An 18428-nucleotide genomic window follows, 5' to 3' on the forward strand; every position below is an offset into this window, starting at 1 on the left:
AGCATAAACCGATCAGTAGATGTCGCCCAAGGTGTTCTTGACGTTGAACTTGCCGGTAGGGGTGATCAGGCGCGGGTCCTTGATGACCTTCTTCAGCTCCAGCGTTTTGTCGTCGACCACGACGATGGCTGATTCCTTGTCCTTGGCGTTCCAGACCGAGAACCAGACCTCGGTCCCGTTCTTGTTGAATTCACCCTGCACCACGCGCGGCTGGCCGTCGGTGATCTCGGCCCATTCGGTGATCGGCAGCGTGGTGAATTCGGGATCGGAGCCGTCCGCCGTCATCTTGTCGATGTCGAATACCGCCACCGAGCCGGAGATCTCGGCCTCGGGGTTCAGGGTCGCATCGACATAGACGTGGTTCGAGCCGGGATAGGTCTTGATGAACAGCGAGCCGCCGCCCAACGCCGGAAAGCTGTCGACGATCTTCCAGGCCTGATCGGGATGGCCTTCGGGATCAGTCCCGATCAGCGCCACCGAATCGTCACCGAGATGCGAGGTCGCCCAGACCGGTCCGAAGGCCGGGTGGACGAAATTCGCCCCGCGCCCCGGATGCGGCGTTTCCCCCCCGGTTTCGGTCACGGCCTCCAGATCGCCCTCCTTGGTGTCGATGACGACCAGCTTGCCGCGCGCATTGGCGGCGGTGATGAAGTAGCGATGCGTGCTGTCCAGGCCGCCGTCGTGCAGGAAGCGCTCGGCCTCGATCTCGGTGATCTTGAGGTTTTTCAGGTCGGTATAGTCGACCAGCTGGATCTTGCCGGTTTCCTTGATGTTGACGATGAATTCGGGCCGGAAATGGCTGGCCAGAATCGCCGCCACACGCGGTTCGGGGTGATAGGTCTGCTCGTCATAGATCATGCCGCGGGTCGAGACGATCTTCAGCGGCTCCAGCGTGGCGCCATCCATGATGACATATTGGGGCGGCCAATAGGCCCCGGCGATGGCATATTTATCCTCCCATCCCTCCATCTTCGAGGTCTCGATCGACCGCGCCTCGGCGCCGATCTTGATGGTGGCGACGATCGAGGGGTCCTCCATCCACAGGTCGATCATGTCGACCTTGGCGTCGCGACCGATGACGAACAGATACCGCCCCGAGGCCGACATCCGGCTGATATGGACCGCATAGCCGGTATCCAGCACCTTCTTGATCTCGTAGCTGGTGCCGTCGATCAGGGCGATCTGGCCCGCGTCACGCAGGGTGACGCTGAACAGGTTGTCCAGATCCCAGTCGTTCAGCTTTTCGGTTGGGCGGTCTTCGGGCGCGACCAGAACCGTCCAGCTTTCCTGCATCTTGTCCATGCCCCATTCCGGCGGGGCTGCCGGGTCGAGCATGACGTATTTCGCCATCATGTCGACCTGCGCCGGCGTCAGGTCACCTGAGGTGCCCCAGTTCGGCATCCCCGCCGGCGAGCCGTAGGTGATGAAGCTCTGCAGATAGTCGAAGCCCAGTTCGCGGGTGATGTCGGGCGTCAGGGCCTTGCCGGTCGCACCCTTGCGCAGCACGCCGTGGCAGCCGGCGCAGCGTTCGAAATAGATCTTGCTGGCCTCGTCGAACTCGGCCTGGGTCAGCGCCTCGACGCCCTCGGGGGCACCGGGGGCGGGCAGCGATTCTTCGGCCAGCACATTCAACGAGGGTTCGTACTGGTCCTGCGGCTGCGTGGTGTGATCCTCGATATTGGCGGCTGTGGCGGGCGCGGCCTCCTGCGCGATGCCGGTGCCCGCGCCGAGGATCAGCGCAAGCGCTGCCGACGCAAGAAGCGACGAGCTGATCGGAATATGCTGACGTGTCATGCTGGCCTTCTCCAAATGTAATCCAGACCTGTCTTTCGCGCGCTTGTGGTTCCGCCGTCACGACTAGGTGAGCCGCCGAAGCCCCGCCTTGACCGTTGTTAAGGAGTGTGGGCGCAGAGCGCGGCAGAACGGGCCGAACCCTGGACGGATACCCCGATGCTGCCCCGACTGCGCACCTGCCTGCATGGCCTGACGATCGCCCTGACGCTGGCCGTCTGGCCTGCGATTGCAGGGGCCGAGACCGCCCCCTCTCAGCGCCCCGACACCGCCGCGGCAACTGCCGCCGCCCGCCCCGATCCGGCCCTCGCAGCCGATCTTTTCGGACTGGGTGACAAGATGCCGCGGCTGGACCGGCAGGAGGCGCCGGTGCCCGGCTGGCGCGTCTCGCAAGGGGCGCGGCCCATCGGCATGATCGGCTCGACCTGGGAGATGGTCGGCTCGACCGGTTATTCGGGACGGCCGCTGGATGTGCTGGTCGCGGTCACGCCGGAGGGGCGGCTCGCCGGTGCGCGGCTGATGCGGCAAAGCGAACCGGTGCTGACTCTGGGCATCTCGGACGCCGATATCGCGGCCTTTGTGAACGGCTTTGCCGGGGCCGACCTGACCGGGCCTCATGCCGCGCTGGGGCGTGATCCGGATTTTCCCGACGTGATCTCGCGCGCGACGGTTTCGACCGGGGTAATCCGCGATGGCATCCTGCGCAGCGGGCGGCTGCTGGCGCAGGCGCAGGGGGTGGGGCAGGGCGCCATCGATCGGGTCAGCTTCCAGCATGCCGATTGGCCGGCGCTGTTGGGGATGGGCGCGCTTGCTCATACCAATGTGACCATGGCCGATGCGGCCGAGGTCTTCGCGGAGGCCAGGCAGCCGGCGACGCCCTCGGATAGGCCGTTTCTGGAGCTTTATGCCGGGCTGATCGACACGCCCACGGTCGGACGCAATCTGCTTGGGCCGGCCGCCTTCAACGCAGCCGCTGCCAGCACCCCGCCGGGGCAGGCATTGCTGGCGGTGATGTCGCGAGGGCTATTTTCACCGCGCGGGACCGAATGGCGGCGCACGGGCCGGTTCGAACGGATCACGCTGATGCAGGACGACACCCGCCTGCAGCTGACTGATGCCGATTTCATCATGTTCGAGGGGCTGTCTGCCGAAGGTGCGCCGGAATTCAAGGAAATCAGCCTGTTCCGCATCAATGTTGATCCGGCGGCTGGCGGCATCGATCCCCGCAGGCCCTTCGATCTGGTGGTGACGGCCATGCGGCCCGCGGTCGGCGGTGCACAGCTGCGCCTGCCCATTGTGGCCCGCATCGCCCTGCCGGCCGCCTTTCTAACCGCCGAACCGGTGGACACCCCGCTCTGGCTGGAATTCTGGCTGGAGAAGAAGCTGGCCATTGCCGTTGTCGCGGTGATGCTGGCGGCGTTGGGGCTGATCCTGCTGGGGCAGGAATGGCTGGTGCGCCGGCCGGAACTGTGGCGGCGGGTCCGCATCACCTATCTTCTGGCGACGCTGTTCGTGCTCGGCTGGGGGTTGAACGGCCAGCTTTCGGTGGTGCAGGTGATGGCCTTCCTGAACGCGCTACTGGCGGGTTTTCAATGGGAGACCTTCCTGATCGCGCCGGTCATCTTCATGCTGTGGTCGGCGGTCGCGCTTGGCCTGCTGTTCTGGGGGCGCGGGGTCTATTGCGGCTGGCTGTGTCCCTTCGGGGCCTTGCAGGAGCTGACCAACAACCTCGCTATCCGCTTCGGTGTCCGCCAGATCGCGGTGCCGCAGGCGCTGCATGAGCGGCTCTGGGTGATCAAGTATACGCTGTTCGTGTTGCTGATCGCGCTCAGCTTCTACAGCATGGAAAAGGCGCTGGTGGCGGCCGAGGTCGAGCCGTTCAAGACCGCCATCTCAATGCGTTTCCTGCGTGCCTGGCCGTTCCTTCTGTTCGTCGCCGCCATCCTGCTCGCGGGTCTGTTCATCGAGCGCTTCTATTGCCGCTATCTCTGTCCGCTCGGCGCCGGCCTGGCGATCCCGGCCAAGCTCAAGGTCTTCGACTGGCTGAAGCGCCGCCCCCAATGCGGGCGCGAATGCAGGCTGTGCGAGACGAAATGCACCGTCGGCGCCATCGACCCGCTGGGACGCATCAATCCCAATGAATGCGTCCTGTGCCTGCGCTGTCAGGTCATCATGAATGACGATCACACCTGCCCGGTGCTGAAGCGCCGGGCGCGGGGGGTGCGCGCGCCCACACCTGCCGAGGAGGCCACGACATGAAACCTCAATTGCTGTTCCACGCCGGCTGGCGGGTGTTTTTCTGGGCGGCGGGTCTGTGGGCCGCCGTGTCGATGTTGTTCTGGGTGATCTGGCTGGCGATGGTGGGCGTGGGCGCTGATCCCGGCCAGTTGGGCCTGACCATGCCCCCGCAGATGTGGCACGCGCATGAGATGATCTTCGGCTATGCGCCGGCGGCGCTTGGCGGATTTTTCCTGACGGCGGTGCCGAACTGGACCGGCTCGAAGGCGGCGCCCGAACGCTTCATCATGCTGGTTTTCGGGCTGTGGCTGGCGGGGCGGATTGCGGTCTGCCTGTCGGGGATCCTGCCGGCATGGCTGGTCGCGGTGGTCGATCTGGCCTTTCTGCCGGTGCTGGGGGCGAAGGTGCTGACCCAGCTGATGGCGCGGCCGAAGCCGCAGAACATGATGTTCCTGCTGCTGCTGGGTCTGGTCTGGGTCGCGAATCTGATGGTGCATCTGCAATGGATGGGCGTGACCGCAACCGAGTGGCGGGGTCTGCGCGGCGGGCTTCTGACCATCAGCGCCATGATCGCGGTGCTGGGCGGCCGGGTGACGCCGGCCTTCACGCGCAACGCGCTGCTGCTGGAGAGGCGCGAGGACGCGCTCCCCGTCACCCGCAGGCCGCTGGAAATCGCCGGCGTCGTGCTGCCGCTGGCGACGGCGACTGCGGTGGTGATCGGCCTGCCCGATGTGTTCGCGGGGGCCCTGGCGATGCTGGCCGGACCGGTGGTGGCGGCGCGGCTGATCGGCTGGCGCGGCTGGTCGATGCGGCACCAGCCCATCGTCTGGGCACTCCATGCAGGCTATGCGATGCTGGCGCTGGGGCTGTTCGTCTGGGGGCTGGCGCTGCTGGGGATCGGCCCGGAAATCGGGGCGCTGCATGTTCTGGGTATCGGGGCCTTGGGCGGCATGACGCTGGCGGTGATGAGCCGGGCGAGTCTCGGCCATTCCGGGCGGCCGCTGGTCGCGCCCGCATCGGTGGCACTTGGCTATGCCTTGCTGCCCTTGGCGGTGGCGCTGCGATGGGCGGCCTCGGCATGGGACGGGATGTGGCTGTTCGGGGTCATCTCCTCGGGCGCGATCTGGATTGCCGTCTTCGTCTTTTATGTGCTGGCCTTGTGGCCGATCTTCTTCGGTCCCCGCGTTGACGGGGGGCACGAGGCATGATCCCCCGCCGCCGCTTCCTGACCCTGTCGGCCTGCGCCCTCGCGTGGCCCGCGATGGGTGCGCCGCCGCAGATCTGGCGTGGTACCGCCATGGGTGCCGCCGCCACCCTGCGGCTGGACGGCGCGGACCCGCTTCAGGCCCGATCCTTCTTCGCCGAGGCCGCGCGCGCCCTGCGCCAGACCGAGGCCGCCGTTTCGCTGCATCGCGAATCGGAACTGACGCGGCTGAACCGCACCGGCCTGCTGCTTCATCCCAGCGCCGCCATGCTGGACCTCCTGGACCTCTCGCACCGACTGCATGGGGCGACGGGAGGCGCGTTCAATCCGTCGATCCAGCCGCTGTGGCTGGCGCGGGCGCGGGGCGCACCCGAGGGGGAGGCGCGGGCGCTGACGGATTGGGGCCGGGTGGCCTGGGACAGGACACGAGTGCGGCTGGGCCGTTCGGGCATGGCGCTGACCTTCAATGGCGTCGCGCAGGGCTGGGCCGCCGACCGGCTGGCCCGGATCGCCGCGGCGCATGACCTGACGGATCTGCTGATCGACTGCGGCGAGCAGCGCGCCCTCGGGGGGCGGGCCTGGCAGGCCGGCATCGCGGATCCCGGAGGGGCGATCCTGCGCCGGATGACGTTGCGCGACCGGGCGCTGGCGACCTCCTCGGGCATGGGCACGCGGATCGGGCCCGCGAGCGACCGGCCCCATATCCTTGATCCGAGAGGCGACAGGTTGCCGCATGGGACCGTCGCCGTCAGCGCACCTCGGGCCGCGCTTGCCGACGGGCTTTCCACGGCTTTCTGCGTGATGGAGGCCGGAGCCATCCGATCTGCGCTGGCGGCCTTTCCCGGCTGCAGGCTGGAAATCCTGCACGGATAGGGCAGGAAACGGCAGGCAGTTGACTTCTCTCAAGGTTTCGTGAGCCGCGCGGGTTCATGTCCCTTCTATCCGCAATCTCAACGAAGGGACCGTCGGCATGAGCGATATCATGACCAAGAGCATGGCCCGGAACGTCTTTTATGGTGGGTCGCTGTTCTTCATCGCGATCTTCGGTGTCCTGTCGGTGCACAGTCACCTTTATGCCGCCAGCACCGCCATCGACAAAGCCGGGCTGACCGAAAGCGTCGCGGCGGGCAAGCACGTCTGGGAAAAGCATGCCTGCGTGAACTGCCACACCATCCTGGGCGAGGGCGCCTATTTCGCGCCCGAACTGGGCAATGTGATGATCCGTTGGGGCGTGCAGGACGACCCCGCCGCCGCCACCGAGGCGCTGAAGACCTGGATGGACGCCATGCCCACCGGCATCGAGGGCCGCCGCCAGATGCCGCAGTTCAATCTGACCGACGAAGAATATCAGGACCTGACGAATTTCCTGATCTGGACCAGCAGGATCAACACCCAAGGCTGGCCGCCCAATGAGGCGGGTTGAGGAGTACTGACATGAAGTATCGCACGCAACGCATTGCCATGGCTTATTTCGTGGCCGCAATGGCCCTGTTCGCCGTCCAGGTCACAATGGGGCTGATCATGGGCTGGATCTATGTCAGCCCGAATTTCCTGTCCGAGCTTCTGCCCTTCAACATCGCCCGGATGCTGCATTCCAACAGCCTGATCGTCTGGCTGCTGCTGGGCTTCTTCGGCTCGGCCTATTACATGATCCCGGAGGAGGCCGAGCGCGAGATCTACTCGCCCAGACTGGCATATCTGCAACTGGGGATCCTGATCCTTGGCACGGCGGGTGTCGTCGTGACCTATCTGTTCGACCTGTTCCAAGGCAACTGGCTGCTGGGCAAGCAGGGGCGCGAGTTTCTGGAGCAGCCCACCTGGGTCAAGATCGGCATCACCGTCGCGGCGCTGATCTTCCTCTATAACGTCACCATGACCGTGCTGCAGGGCCGCAAGACGGCGATTTCCAACGTGCTGCTGCTGGGACTCTGGGCGCTGGCGCTTCTGTGGCTGTTCGCCTTCTACAACCCGTCCAATCTGGTGCTGGACAAGCAATATTGGTGGTGGGTTGTCCATCTGTGGGTCGAAGGCGTGTGGGAACTCATCATGGCCGCGATCCTGGCCTTCCTGATGCTGAAGCTGACCGGTGTGGACCGCGAGGTGGTGGAAAAATGGCTGTATGTCATCGTCGCCACTGCGCTGTTTTCCGGCATCCTCGGGACCGGGCACCATTACTACTGGATCGGTCTGCCGGGCTATTGGCAATGGATCGGCTCGATCTTTTCCAGTTTCGAGATCGTGCCCTTTTTCGCGATGATGTCCTTCGCCTTCGTCATGGTCTGGAAGGGCCGGCGCGATCACCCCAACAAGGCCGCGCTGCTGTGGTCGCTGGGCTGTTCGGTTCTGGCCTTCTTTGGCGGCGGCGTCTGGGGCTTCCTGCACACGCTGCACGGGGTGAACTATTACACCCATGGCACCCAGATCACCGCCGCCCACGGCCATCTGGCCTTCTATGGCGCCTATGTCTGCCTGATCCTCGCCATCATCACCTATGCGATGCCGATCATGCGGGGCCGCGATCCCTATAATCAGGTGCTGAACATGGCCTCGTTCTGGCTGATGTCGGGGGGGATGCTGTTCATGACCTTCGTGCTGACCTTCGCCGGCACCATCCAGACCCATCTGCAGCGGGTCGAGGGCAATTACTACATGGATGTGCAGGAGGCGCTGCCGCTGTTCTACTGGATGCGCTTCGGCGCCGGAATCGCGGTGGTGCTGGGGGCGGTGCTGTTCATCTGGTCGGTGATGTTTCCGCGCCGCGAGGTCGTCGATCCCGGCCCGGTCCAGAGCCACAAGGACGGCCATCTGGAGGCAGCGGAGTAAGCCATGAACGCGATGACCGAACATCCGAGCCCGAAGGGGGCGCACGCCTCCTTCTACCTGCCCCAATCCGACGAGGTTGCGGTCTTCGAGGCCGCCGCCCGCGCCGATATGCCGGTGCTGCTGAAAGGCCCGACTGGCAGCGGCAAGACACGCTTCGTCAGCCACATGGCGGCGCGGCTGGGGCGCAGGCTGTATACCGTGGCCTGCCATGACGACCTTTCCGCAGCGGACCTGATCGGGCGCTATCTGCTGAAGGGGGGCGAAACCGTTTGGGTGGATGGCCCGCTGACCCGCGCCGTGCGCGAGGGGGCGATCTGCTATCTCGACGAGGTGGTCGAGGCCCGCAAGGACGTGACCGTCGTGCTGCATCCCTTGACCGACGACCGCCGCATCCTGCCCATCGACCGCACCGGCGAGGAACTGGCCGCCGCGCCCGGCTTCCTGCTGGTGGCCAGCTACAACCCCGGCTACCAGAATATCCTGAAAACGCTGAAACCCTCGACCCGGCAGCGCTTCGTGGCGATGGAATTCGATTTTCCTGCCCCCGCGCAGGAGATCCAGATCGTCATGCGCGAATCGGGTCTGGACCGCGACCGGGTGGCTGCTCTGGTCCGGCTGGCGGGCAAGCTGCGGGCACTGAAGGGGCACGACCTGGAGGAAGGCGTCTCGACCCGGCTGGTGGTCTATGCCGCCACGCTGATCGCGGGCGGCATGACGGTCAACCGCGCCATCGCTGCGGCGATGATCGAGCCTGTAACCGACGATGCCGATGTGAAGCGGGGGCTGCTGGATCTGGTCGTCGCCGTCTTCGGCTGAGGGGCAGGACGGGGCGTGGGGCAGGACGGGGGCCTCGCCCCCGGACCCCCAGGATATTTGTGCCAGAATGAAAAGGGGTCGCGATGGCGCAGAAATGGCGCGAGATTGAGCCGTGGGAGCCGGAGGAATCGGTCGGAAAGCTGTGGCATGCCTATGCCAGCCGGCTGGATGCAGCCCCTGAATATCCCGAGGCGCGGGTGGTGCTGGAAGATATGGCGGGGCGGATTTCCGTCCTGTTTCGGGGGCTTGGCGGCGATCCCTCGGTCGAGTTGCGGGCGACGGCGGACCGGGCGAGCCCGCACCGCATCGGCTGGCGCCGTCGGCTGGGGACCGAGGCCGAAGCGCTGCCTCGCGCCAGTTTCGACGGCGAGGCCTTGCGGTTGCCGCAGACGCTTGCGGTGTTTCCGACCGCCGAGTTGAATGGGGCGCTGTATCTGTGGCTCGCGGCGGCGGCGGCCCATTCCGCGGGCATCTCCGCACATGACGACCCCCTGCGCGCCGATCTGGCGCGTCTGGCGGCGGTGCGGTGCATGGTGACGGCGACGCTGGCCGATGCGCCGGGGCTGCGCAGGCTTCATGACGATCTGGCTTCGGTTGTCCTGGCGCAACGGCCGTCGCCCCGTCTGCCGCCCGATGAGGCGGCGGTGGAGGCATTGGTGCGGCGCGAATTGGGGGCGGAGGCGCCGCTGTCGCCGCGCGCGGCCGAACTGGCGGCGGCAATGGATGACCTGTCGGGCGTGCGGGCGCCGCGCGACTATCGCCCGTTCCGCCCGGTGGCGCTGTGGCCCGAGATCGAGCTGGTCAGCACCTCGGCCGGTGATCGGGTCGAAAGCCGCGAGACCGAGGGCGCGCCCGAGGACGATCGGCGCGGTCGCGTCATCCGCGCCCGCCGCCGCGCCACCGATCAGGCGCGGCGCAATGACAGTCTGATCCTGCACAAGTTCGAAGCGATCCTGTCATGGGCCGAGTTTCTGAACCTCAATCGCCGGATCGAGGATGACGACAACGATGACGCCCGCAAGGCGGCTGATGATCAGGAGGAGTTGGGGCTGGGTCAGATCAGCAAGGCACCGGCGACGCGGCTGAAGCTGCATCTGGACCTGTCGCCCGAAGATGCCGACCGCGAGGCATTGGCCGGGCAGTTCACCTATCCCGAATGGGATGCCCGGCGCGGCGTCGATCTGCCCGACCATGTGCGCGTCCTGGTCAATCAGGCCGCCGAGGCCGAGGATACTGCACCGCTGGACGACCCTGCTGCGCGCGCCCGCATCCGCGCCGTGCGCCGCCAGTTCGAGGCGCTGCGGCCGGGCCGGGTCATCACCTCGGGTCATCGCGACGGTGACGATCTGGACGACGATCTTGCCGTGCGCGCGCAGGTCGATCTGCGGGCGACGGGGCAGGGCAGTGACCGGATCTGGCGCCAGTCACGGCCGATTGCGCGCGATCTGGCCGTCTCGATCCTGCTGGATGTGTCGCGCTCGACCGAAAGCGCGGTGACCGGGCGATCGGTGATCGACATCGAGCGCGAGGCGCTGGCGGCGCTGGCTTGGGGCTTGGATGCCTGCGGCGACGATTTCGCGGTGCAGGCGTTCTCGTCGCTGAAGCGCGACCGGGTTTTCGTCACCGATTGCAAGCGTTTCGACGAGCCGATGGGCGCGGCGGTCGAACGACGTCTGTGCGCGCTGAAACCGCAATTCTATACCCGGCTCGGGGCCGGGATCCGCCACGCCTCGACCGGGCTGGCGGCGCAGGCGCGCAAGCGGCGGCTGTTGCTGATCGTGACTGATGGCAAGCCGAATGACCTCGACCATTACGAAGGCCGCCACGGCATCGAAGACAGCGCCCGCGCCGTGCGCGAGGCCCGGCGCGTGGGGCAGGCCGTCTTCGGCATCACTGTCGATCGGGAAGGCAAAAGCTGGTTCCCGCGCATCTTCGGGCAGGGCGGTTATGCGCTGGTTGGGCATCCCGACAGGCTGACCGAGGCGCTGCCGCGCATCTATCGCCAGCTGGTCGGGGCATGAGCCGGCCGCGCTCGCTGGTGGAGGAGTTTCCGGGCGAGCTCATCATGTGGGTGCTGATTGTGAGCGAGCTGGCGGTCTTCTGCGTCTGCCTGTTGATCCTGCTGGCGCTACGCCTGATCGACCCGGAGCTGTTCGCGCAATCGCAGGATCAACTTCATCGCGCGGCGGCGGGGATCAACACGGTGGTACTGGTCAGCTCTGGCTATCTGGCCGCCCGCGCCGTGGCCGCTGTGCCGCGGCCTCTGGCGGCGCGGGGCTGGCTGTTGGGTGCGGCAGGGCTTGGCATGGTGTTTCTGGGGCTGAAGTCGGTCGAATATGCCGATGCCATCAGCAAGGGCATTGGGGTCGAAACCAACGCCTTCTTCACCTTCTATTATCTTCTGACCGGGTTTCATGCCGCCCATGTCGCTGCCGGGATCGTTATCCTGCTATTGGTGGCGTTCCGGCCCCAGCCCGCCGCCGTGCAGGCCGGGGCGCAATTCTGGCACATGGTCGATCTGGTCTGGATGCTGCTGTTCCCTGTCATCTACCTGCTGCAATAGGGCCAAGGATGTTGCAACGTGCCTGGATCCGGCTGATGGGGTTGAGCCTTCTGGCGACCGGGGTGGCGCTTGGCCAGCCGTGGCTGCCGAGGGGTGTATCCTGGCTTGCCGGGCTGGCGGTGCTGGCGTTTGCCGGGCTGAAGGCGCGGATCATCCTGTCGGAATATCTGGAACTGGCCGAGGCCCCTCGCATCCTGCGCGGGTTCACCTTCGCACTGTCGCTGGTCCTGCTGGCGGCCGCCGGGCTGTATCTGGCGGCGTGGCTCTAGCGGGTCCAGGGCTGGCCCTTGTCCTGGCTGGCCAGATCGCGCAGCTTCTCGATATCCTCGACGATGGCGTGGTTGCCATCGATGCGGACGCCGTGGTCGCGCAGCCGGGCGAAGGCGCGCGACAGGCTTTCGGGCTTGATGCCCAGATGGCCCGCGATCAGGGTCTTGTTATAGGGCAGCGGCAGGCGGGCGCCGTGGTCATGGCCCTCGGCCAGTTCGACCAGGAATTCCGCCAGTCGCTGCACCCCGGAGCGCGCCTTCAGCTGCTCGACCTGTTCGACCAGCCCGTGAAGGTGCACATAGCTGGCGGCCAGCAGGCTCAGCGCCAGTTGCGGGTCGGCCAGGATCTGTCGCCGCATGCGGTTGCCGTCGATCTGGACCAGCAGGCAATCGGTGATCGCCTCGGCCGAGACCGGATAGGCTTCGTCGCGCAGCGCCACCGCCTCGCCAAAGCTGCGGTTGCGCTTGAGGATCGAGACGACCGCCTCGGCCCCGCTGGGCGAGATGCGGTAAAGCTTCACCCAACCCTCGATGATCAGATAGACCGAATTCGCCGGCTCGCCCTGCAGGAAGATGGTCTCGCCCGCGTCGAACTGGCGCGACGCGGCGCCCTCGAGCAGGCGTTCCAGCACAGCGTCGGGCAGGTAGCGCAGCATGACCGAGGCCTTCGCTGCGGAGATAATATTCGGGGTCATGCTGTGGGTCCGCTCAATGCTGCTGCGAAACGTTTATCCCAAATGGAAAATGCTGCAAGCGCAAGGGCCTGGCCGCGCCAGCGGGCATCGTTCATACGGCTGCCGTGAGGGCGCCGCCTTTGGGGCGGCTTCGCACGGTGCACTCCCTTCCGTCCGCTGAGGGCAGGGAGGCCAGCGTCCCGAAACGTGCCCCAGACGCGGCGACGGGGGATATGGGCGCAAAGTCTGTCAGATTCTTCATGTGATATACTGATATGAAAGGACAAAATATCCTGACGGAAAAGGGCCGGCCGGAACGGCCCGATCCGGCCCTTTGCGGTCAATCGTCAAGCACGAAAGTGACCATCATGTTGACCCGGTAAGCCGAGATCGTGCCGTCCGCGCAGTCGACGCTCTGTTCCTTGACCCAGGCGCTCTTGACGTTGCGCAGGGTCTCGTTGGCGCGGGTAAGGCCCTGACGGATGGCATCCTCGAACCCTTTTTCCGACGTGGCCGAGATTTCGGTGACGCGTGCAATGGACATGGCTTCCTCCTTGGGTTGACAGGTGAAGTTCAACGCGGCGCTGCGGATATCGTTGCCATGGCTGCGCGCCGCTGCAGGCGGTGGGCGATGGTTCGCCGGCAGCGAATTGATCGCTTCTGCTGATGCGGAGCGCTGTTCATGGTGCTAAGACAGGGATGCACACCGCATGACAGGGCGGCGCCGCCGGCAATCGACCTGCGGCACGGCGCTTCTGCGCAGGAAACACAGGCCGCGCGGCGGACGCGCATCGCGGCGGCAAGGGGATGGCAAGGAATGGACACGCTTCAGCAAACCGAAATCGCCGTTCAGCGGACGGACAAGCCGGTCACCGACCAGGAGCGTCAGGCGATCATGACCAATCCGGGCTTCGGCAAATACCTGACCGACCACATGGTCACGATCCGCTATACGCATGAGAGGGGCTGGCACGACGCGCAGGTCTCGCCCCTGCACGATCTGGGCATGAGTCCGGGCACCATGGTGCTGCATTATGCCGGCGAGATCTTCGAGGGCATGAAGGCCTACCGGCTGCCCGATGGCGGCGTCACCCTGTTCCGCCCCGGCGCCAATGCCAGCCGCTTCAACGCTTCGGCCGAACGTCTGGCCATGGCCCAGATCCCCGAGGATATGTTCGTCGATGCCGTGCGTGCGCTGGTGCATACCGATCAGGACTGGGTGCCCTATCAGGACGGGGCGTCGCTGTATCTGCGGCCTTTCATGATCGGCACCGAAATGGCCATCGGCACCCATCCCTCGAACAGCTTCCTGTTCTGTGTGATCGCCTCGCCCGTCGCCTCGTATTTCAAGGGCGACGCGGCGGGGGTGTCGCTGTGGGTGTCGGAAAACTATACCCGCGCGGCACCCGGTGGCACCGGGGCAGCAAAATGCGGTGGCAACTATGCCGGCGCCCTGGCCGCCCAAGCCGAGGCCGCCCGCGAGGGCTGCGAACAGGTGGTGTTCCTGGATGCGGTGGAGCGCCGCTGGGTGGAGGAACTGGCTGGCATGAATATCTTCTTCGTCTTCGACGACGGCACCCTGCAGACGCCGCCGCTGTCGGGCACGATTTTGCCAGGTATCACCCGCAACTCGTTGATTGCGCTGGCGCATGACATGGGCCTGACCGTGCGCGAAGAGCGTTACGGCATCGACCAGTGGAAGGCCGACGCGGCCTCGGGCCGGCTGGTCGAGGTCTTTGCCTGCGGCACCGCCGCCGTGGTCGCACCGATCGGTCAGGTCAAGGGCAAAGGCTATGATCTGACCGTGCGCGGCGGCGAACCGGGCCCGATCACCGCCAGGCTGAAGAAGGCGCTGACCGACATCCAGTTCGGCCGCGCCCCCGATCCGCGCCACTGGCTGGAGCGCGTCGTCTGATCGCAAACGGTCGGCAACGCATCGAAAGGGCGGCTTTGAGCCGCCCTTTTTCATGCCGGGCGCGGTCCGTCCGCCGCTTGTGCTGAACTGCCCATGCCCTGCGCCATGGCCGGGGATCCGAGCCCAGCCGCTGGCGCGTTGCGTCGCCCCCCTCACGACTCTGTCGCCAGGAGACCCGCAGCGGCATCGGGAATTTCGGGGCGCCGGGCCCGCACCCGTCGCGGTGACATGGCATGAGCACCCCAGCCATTCGGGAGCTCACTAAGAAAGGCGTTTGCAATTTGAGGGCAGAGCTATCCAATAATTGATGTGTATGCTACTGATTCTCGGTTATGTTCGGGTGGAAGCTTGATTTTCAGGAGGCTCCGTGGCGCTCGGCCCCGACACGCCCGGCCATTTGATCCGTCGCCTGCACCAGCACGCGACGCAGCTGTTCGGGCAGCGCATGCAGGCGGCAGGATCCGATCTGACCGTGATGCAATTCGCCACGCTGGACGCCCTGCGTCTTCGCCCCGGTATCGATCAGGCCGGTCTGGCCGAGGCGATCGCCAAGGACCGCGCCACCATCGGTGCGGTGGTGGAGCGGCTGGAGAAAAGGGGGTTGGTGGCGCGCGCGGTCAGCCCGCGCGACAGGCGGGCGCGGGCCTTGTCGCTGACGCCGGCAGGAGCGGCGGTGCTGGATGAGATATTGCCGGTGGTCGAGGCCCTGCAGCGCGACATCCTGCCGGGGTTGAGCGACGAGGAGTATCGCCAGTTCATCGCCCTTGCTGCCCGCGCCGTGACGGCGGCGGCCATGGATTGGGCAAGACCCGGACAGGATCAGATCCCCAGATAGGCCTCACGGATGCGGGGGTCGGCGATCAGCGCTTCGGCGGGGCCATCCATGGTGATCCGGCCGGTTTCCATGACATAGCCCCGATCGGCGATCTTCAGCGCCCCGAAGGCGTTCTGTTCGACCAGCAGCACGGTCACGTTGCGCGCCTTCAGCCCCGACACCACGTCGAAGATCTGCTGCACCAGAAGGGGCGCCAGACCCATCGAAGGTTCGTCCAGCAGCAGGCAGCTCGGCCGGCCCATCAGCGCCCGCGCAATCGCCAGCATCTGCTGCTGCCCGCCCGAGAGGCCACCAGCAGGCAGGTTGCGCTTCTCGCGCAGGATCGGGAACATCTGGAAAGCGTCCTCCATGTCGCGGTCCACCCGGTCGTCGCTGAACAGGAACGCGCCGAGACGCAGGTTCTCCTCAACCGTCAGATTGGTGAAGATCTGCCGGCCCTCGGGCGATTGGGTGATGCCGCGACGGATGCGCCGATAGGCGGGGACCGTGGTGATCGTCTCGCCCCGGAAGATGATCCCGCCCGCGGACACCGGCTGGATGCCGGAGATACAGCGCAGCAGCGTGGTCTTGCCGGCGCCATTTGCGCCGACCACGGTGACGATTTCGCCCGACTGCACGTTCAGCGTGATGCCATGAAGCACCTCGATGCGGCCATAGCGGGAGCGCAGGTCGCGGATCTCAAGCATGAAGGGCCTCGGTTTCGGTGCCCAGATAGGCGGCGATCACATCGGGGTTGCGGCTGACGGTGGCGGGGTCGCCTTCGGCGATCTTTTCGCCATGGTCCAGCACGACGATATGATTGGAAATCCGCATCACCATCTTCATGTCATGCTCGACCAGCAGGATTGCCACGCCGCTTCTGGCGACCTCGGCGATCATGCGGTCGATCTCCTCGGTTTCGACGGCATTGCACCCGGCCGCCGGTTCGTCCAGCAGCAGCAACTTGGGCTTCAGCGCCAGCGCGCGGGCGATTTCCAGCCGCTTCAGCTTGCCGTAGCTGAGGTTGCCCGCCTCGGTTTCGGCCGCGCGTTCCAGACCCACGCGGGCCAGCAGTTCCATCGCCCCGTCCTTCGCGGCGCGGGCGCGGCCGCGCGAGGCGGGCAGGCTGAACAGATCGGCCAGAAGGCTGCCCGATTCGGTCAGGTGATAGCCCGCGATGGCGTTTTCCAGCACCGTCATGTTCTGGAAGATCTGCAGGTTCTGGAAAGTCCGCGACATGCCGCGGCGGGCCAGAAGGTCGGGGCGCATGGCAGTCACGTCCTCGCCGTCCAGCACGATCCGGCCCGTGCCGGGGCGATAGATGCCCGAGATCATGTTGAACAGCGTTGTCTTGCCCGCCCCGTTCGGGCCGATCACCGACAGGATCTCGCCCGGCTGGACCTTGAAGCCGACATCATGGACGGCGCGCAGGCCGCCAAAGGTGATGCCCAGCCCCTCGACCGACAGCAGCGCGCTCATTGGTCTTTCCCCCGGATCAGGCGCAGGACCTGCGGCAGCAGCCCGTCGCGCATGAAGATCATCACCAGCATCATGATGAGACCCAGCAGAAGCTGTTCGTATTCCGCGAAACGGGTCAGCACCTGCGGCAGCAGCGTCAGGATGCCGGCCCCGAAGATCGCCCCCAGAACCGAGCCCGCACCGCCCAGCACGGTCATCGTCACCCATTCGATCGAGTGCATGTAGCCGGCGATGTCGGGCGTTACGAACTGGTTCTGCAGCGCCACCAGCGAGCCCGCGACCGAGGCATAGACCGCCGAGATCACGAAAGCCTGCAGCTTGTATTTCGCCACATCGACGCCGACGGTGCGGGCGGCGATCTCGGACCCGTGGAGCGCGCGCAGCGCCCGGCCGGTCGGGCTGTCATGCAGGTTCAGCGCCAGCCACGCGCCGATCGTCAGCACGATCCCGCAGAACCAGTACCAGAATTCCGAATTCTTCAGGTTGATGCCAATGGCCTTCGCCATGTCGCGCAGCCCCGAATCCGGCACCGCGGTGCCATCGGGGCCCCCGGTCAGCCAAGCCTCGTTCATCAGCACCATATAGACGAGGATGCCGAAGCCCAGCGTGGCCACCGCCAGGTAATAGCCCTTGAGCCGCAGGATCGGCCGGCCCACCAGCCATGCCAGCGCGGCTGAAATCAGCGCGCCCAGCACGGCGGCCAGCAGCACGGGCACGCCCCAATGGACCGGCATCAGCGCGCAGGAATAGGCGCCGATGCCCGCGAATCCGGCATGGCCGAGGCTGATCTGCCCGGCATAGCCGATCAGGATCACCATGCCCGTCACCGCCAGCCCGTTGATGAAGATCAGCGATCCGACCCGATAATAGAAGCTCGACGGGAAGAAGACCGGCGTCAGCGCGATCAGCGCCGCCAGCACCAGCAGCGTGGTGGATTTGGGGCCGAGCCGCATTACACGCGCTCCGTATGCCTGGCCCCGAACAGGCCCTGCGGCAGGAAGAACAGCACCAGCAGGATGATGACGAAGGCCGCCGCATCCTTGTATTGCGAGCTGAGATAGCCCGCCGTCAGCGCCTCGATGATGCCCAGCAGGATGCCGCCCACCAGCGCGCCCTTGGGGTTGCCCATGCCGCCCAGCATGGCGGCGGCGAATCCCTTCAGCGCCAGCGCGATGCCGACATCATAGGAGGTGTTGGTGATCGGCGTGATCAGCACGCCCGCCAGCGCGCCGATGGCGGCCGACAGCGCGAAGGACAGGGTCATCACCCAGTTGGTGTTGATGCCCACCAGCTGCGCCGCCAGCCGGTTGTTCGAGGTGGCCAGCACCGCCTTGCCGGTCAGGGTCCGGGTGAAGAACAGATAAAGCGCGATGAAGACCGCGATGCCGCCCGCCATCACCCAAAGCGATTGCGGCAGGATGGTCGCTCCGCCGATGCGCAGCGGCGTGTCACCCGAGAATGATGGAAAGCGGTGGATCTGTTTGCCGAACAGCACCTGCGCCGCCCCACGCAGGAAGATGGAGGCGCCGATGGTGATGATGATGAGCGATACGACCGGCGCGCCGCGCGCCGGCTCGATCGCCAGCTTGTTCAGCGCCACGCCGATACCAGCCGTAACCACGATGGCGATCAACGCCGCGAGCGGCAGCGGCAGCCCCGCGGCATAGGCCGAGACGGTCAGCATGCCGCCCAGCATGACGAATTCGCCCTGGGCGAAGTTCACCACGTCCGAGGCGTTGTAGATGATGGTGAAGCCCAGAGCGACAAGCGCATAGACCGCACCCACCGTCAGCCCCGAGAACAGGAATTGCAGCAGCTCCGACATCTTGCCTCCGGCGTGGG

Annotated in this window: 18 protein-coding genes; 11 read left to right on the plus strand and 7 right to left on the minus strand. The window is 66.0% G+C overall.

The annotated features are described in order from the left end of the window. Nucleotides 1-12: 12 nt before the first annotated feature. Nucleotides 13-1794 carry a nitrite reductase gene (locus tag H1S04_RS14015; protein WP_181746157.1) on the minus strand — a complete coding sequence of 594 codons (1782 nt, stop codon included), beginning with the start codon at nt 1792-1794 and terminating at the stop codon, nt 13-15. 156 nt (nt 1795-1950) lie between these two features. Here H1S04_RS14015 and H1S04_RS14020 point away from each other — a divergent pair, with 156 nt between their 5' ends. The 9 genes from H1S04_RS14020 to H1S04_RS14060 all read left to right on the plus strand — a co-directional run bounded on the left by H1S04_RS14020 (nt 1951) and on the right by H1S04_RS14060 (nt 11704). Continuing rightward, the gene (locus H1S04_RS14020; protein WP_181746158.1) at nt 1951-4050 is read left to right on the plus strand and encodes a NosR/NirI family protein; all 2100 of its coding nucleotides are present in this window, start codon (nt 1951-1953) and stop codon (nt 4048-4050) included. Further along, nucleotides 4047-5237, plus strand: coding sequence for an NnrS family protein (locus H1S04_RS14025; RefSeq protein WP_181746159.1), 1191 nt, complete (start codon nt 4047-4049; stop codon nt 5235-5237). Before H1S04_RS14020 ends, H1S04_RS14025 begins: the two co-directional genes overlap by 4 nt. After that, nucleotides 5234-6106, plus strand: coding sequence for an FAD:protein FMN transferase (locus tag H1S04_RS14030; protein ID WP_220185243.1), 873 nt, complete (start codon nt 5234-5236; stop codon nt 6104-6106). The genes H1S04_RS14025 and H1S04_RS14030 overlap by 4 nt, the downstream gene beginning before the upstream one ends. Nucleotides 6107-6203: 97 nt before the next feature. After that, a complete protein-coding gene (locus H1S04_RS14035) occupies nt 6204-6656 on the plus strand; it encodes a cytochrome c (RefSeq protein WP_181746160.1) in 453 nt (150 codons plus the stop codon). Nucleotides 6657-6667: 11 nt separating this feature from the next. After that, nucleotides 6668-8056, plus strand: coding sequence for a cbb3-type cytochrome c oxidase subunit I (locus H1S04_RS14040; protein ID WP_181746161.1), 1389 nt, complete (start codon nt 6668-6670; stop codon nt 8054-8056). Between the two features lie 3 nt (nt 8057-8059). After that, complete coding sequence (locus H1S04_RS14045) at nt 8060-8872, plus strand: CbbQ/NirQ/NorQ/GpvN family protein (RefSeq protein ID WP_181746162.1); 813 nt, start codon at nt 8060-8062, stop codon at nt 8870-8872. An 83-nt stretch (nt 8873-8955) separates the two neighbouring features. Next, nucleotides 8956-10893: a nitric oxide reductase activation protein NorD gene (locus H1S04_RS14050; RefSeq protein WP_181746163.1), complete on the plus strand. Its 1938-nt coding sequence runs from the start codon at nt 8956-8958 to the stop codon at nt 10891-10893. Continuing rightward, nucleotides 10890-11435 carry a cytochrome c oxidase subunit 3 gene (locus tag H1S04_RS14055; RefSeq protein ID WP_255435625.1) on the plus strand — a complete coding sequence of 182 codons (546 nt, stop codon included), beginning with the start codon at nt 10890-10892 and terminating at the stop codon, nt 11433-11435. Before H1S04_RS14050 ends, H1S04_RS14055 begins: the two co-directional genes overlap by 4 nt. 8 nt (nt 11436-11443) lie before the next feature. Then, entirely contained in the window at nt 11444-11704 is a 261-nt protein-coding gene (locus H1S04_RS14060) for a cytochrome C oxidase subunit IV family protein (RefSeq protein ID WP_255435626.1), read from the plus strand. On the opposite strand, the gene H1S04_RS14065 is transcribed toward H1S04_RS14060, so the two are convergent. Both H1S04_RS14065 and H1S04_RS14070 read right to left on the minus strand, forming a co-directional pair. Next, entirely contained in the window at nt 11701-12399 is a 699-nt protein-coding gene (locus tag H1S04_RS14065) for a Crp/Fnr family transcriptional regulator (protein WP_181746164.1), read from the minus strand. The two genes, H1S04_RS14060 and H1S04_RS14065, sit on opposite strands and share 4 nt — an antisense overlap. A 319-nt stretch (nt 12400-12718) precedes the next feature. Next, nucleotides 12719-12922, minus strand: a complete 204-nt coding sequence (locus tag H1S04_RS14070; RefSeq protein ID WP_181746165.1) for a dodecin family protein — start codon at nt 12920-12922, stop codon at nt 12719-12721. 273 nt (nt 12923-13195) lie between these two features. Between H1S04_RS14070 and H1S04_RS14075 the strand changes: the two genes are divergently transcribed. Together H1S04_RS14075 and H1S04_RS14080 are read left to right on the plus strand one after the other, a co-directional pair. Further along, complete coding sequence (locus H1S04_RS14075; protein ID WP_181746166.1) at nt 13196-14293, plus strand: branched-chain amino acid aminotransferase; 1098 nt, start codon at nt 13196-13198, stop codon at nt 14291-14293. Nucleotides 14294-14660: 367 nt separating this feature from the next. Next, complete coding sequence (locus tag H1S04_RS14080) at nt 14661-15128, plus strand: MarR family winged helix-turn-helix transcriptional regulator (protein WP_298948334.1); 468 nt, start codon at nt 14661-14663, stop codon at nt 15126-15128. Here the strand turns inward: H1S04_RS14080 and H1S04_RS14085 are convergent. From H1S04_RS14085 to H1S04_RS14100, 4 genes are read right to left on the minus strand one after another with little or no spacing between them, the layout of a single operon-like run. Next, a complete protein-coding gene (locus H1S04_RS14085; protein ID WP_181746167.1) occupies nt 15113-15814 on the minus strand; it encodes an ABC transporter ATP-binding protein in 702 nt (233 codons plus the stop codon). The two genes, H1S04_RS14080 and H1S04_RS14085, sit on opposite strands and share 16 nt — an antisense overlap. Further along, nucleotides 15807-16586, minus strand: coding sequence for an ABC transporter ATP-binding protein (locus H1S04_RS14090; protein ID WP_181746168.1), 780 nt, complete (start codon nt 16584-16586; stop codon nt 15807-15809). Before H1S04_RS14090 ends, H1S04_RS14085 begins: the two co-directional genes overlap by 8 nt. After that, the gene (locus H1S04_RS14095) at nt 16583-17539 is read right to left on the minus strand and encodes a branched-chain amino acid ABC transporter permease (RefSeq protein ID WP_181746169.1); all 957 of its coding nucleotides are present in this window, start codon (nt 17537-17539) and stop codon (nt 16583-16585) included. Before H1S04_RS14095 ends, H1S04_RS14090 begins: the two co-directional genes overlap by 4 nt. Next, nucleotides 17539-18411: a branched-chain amino acid ABC transporter permease gene (locus H1S04_RS14100; RefSeq protein ID WP_181746170.1), complete on the minus strand. Its 873-nt coding sequence runs from the start codon at nt 18409-18411 to the stop codon at nt 17539-17541. The genes H1S04_RS14095 and H1S04_RS14100 overlap by 1 nt, the downstream gene beginning before the upstream one ends. Between the last annotated feature and the right edge of the window lie 17 nt (nt 18412-18428).

The organism is Paracoccus sp. S1E-3 (genome assembly GCF_013868135.1).
Classification (GTDB): Bacteria; Pseudomonadota; Alphaproteobacteria; order Rhodobacterales; family Rhodobacteraceae; genus Paracoccus.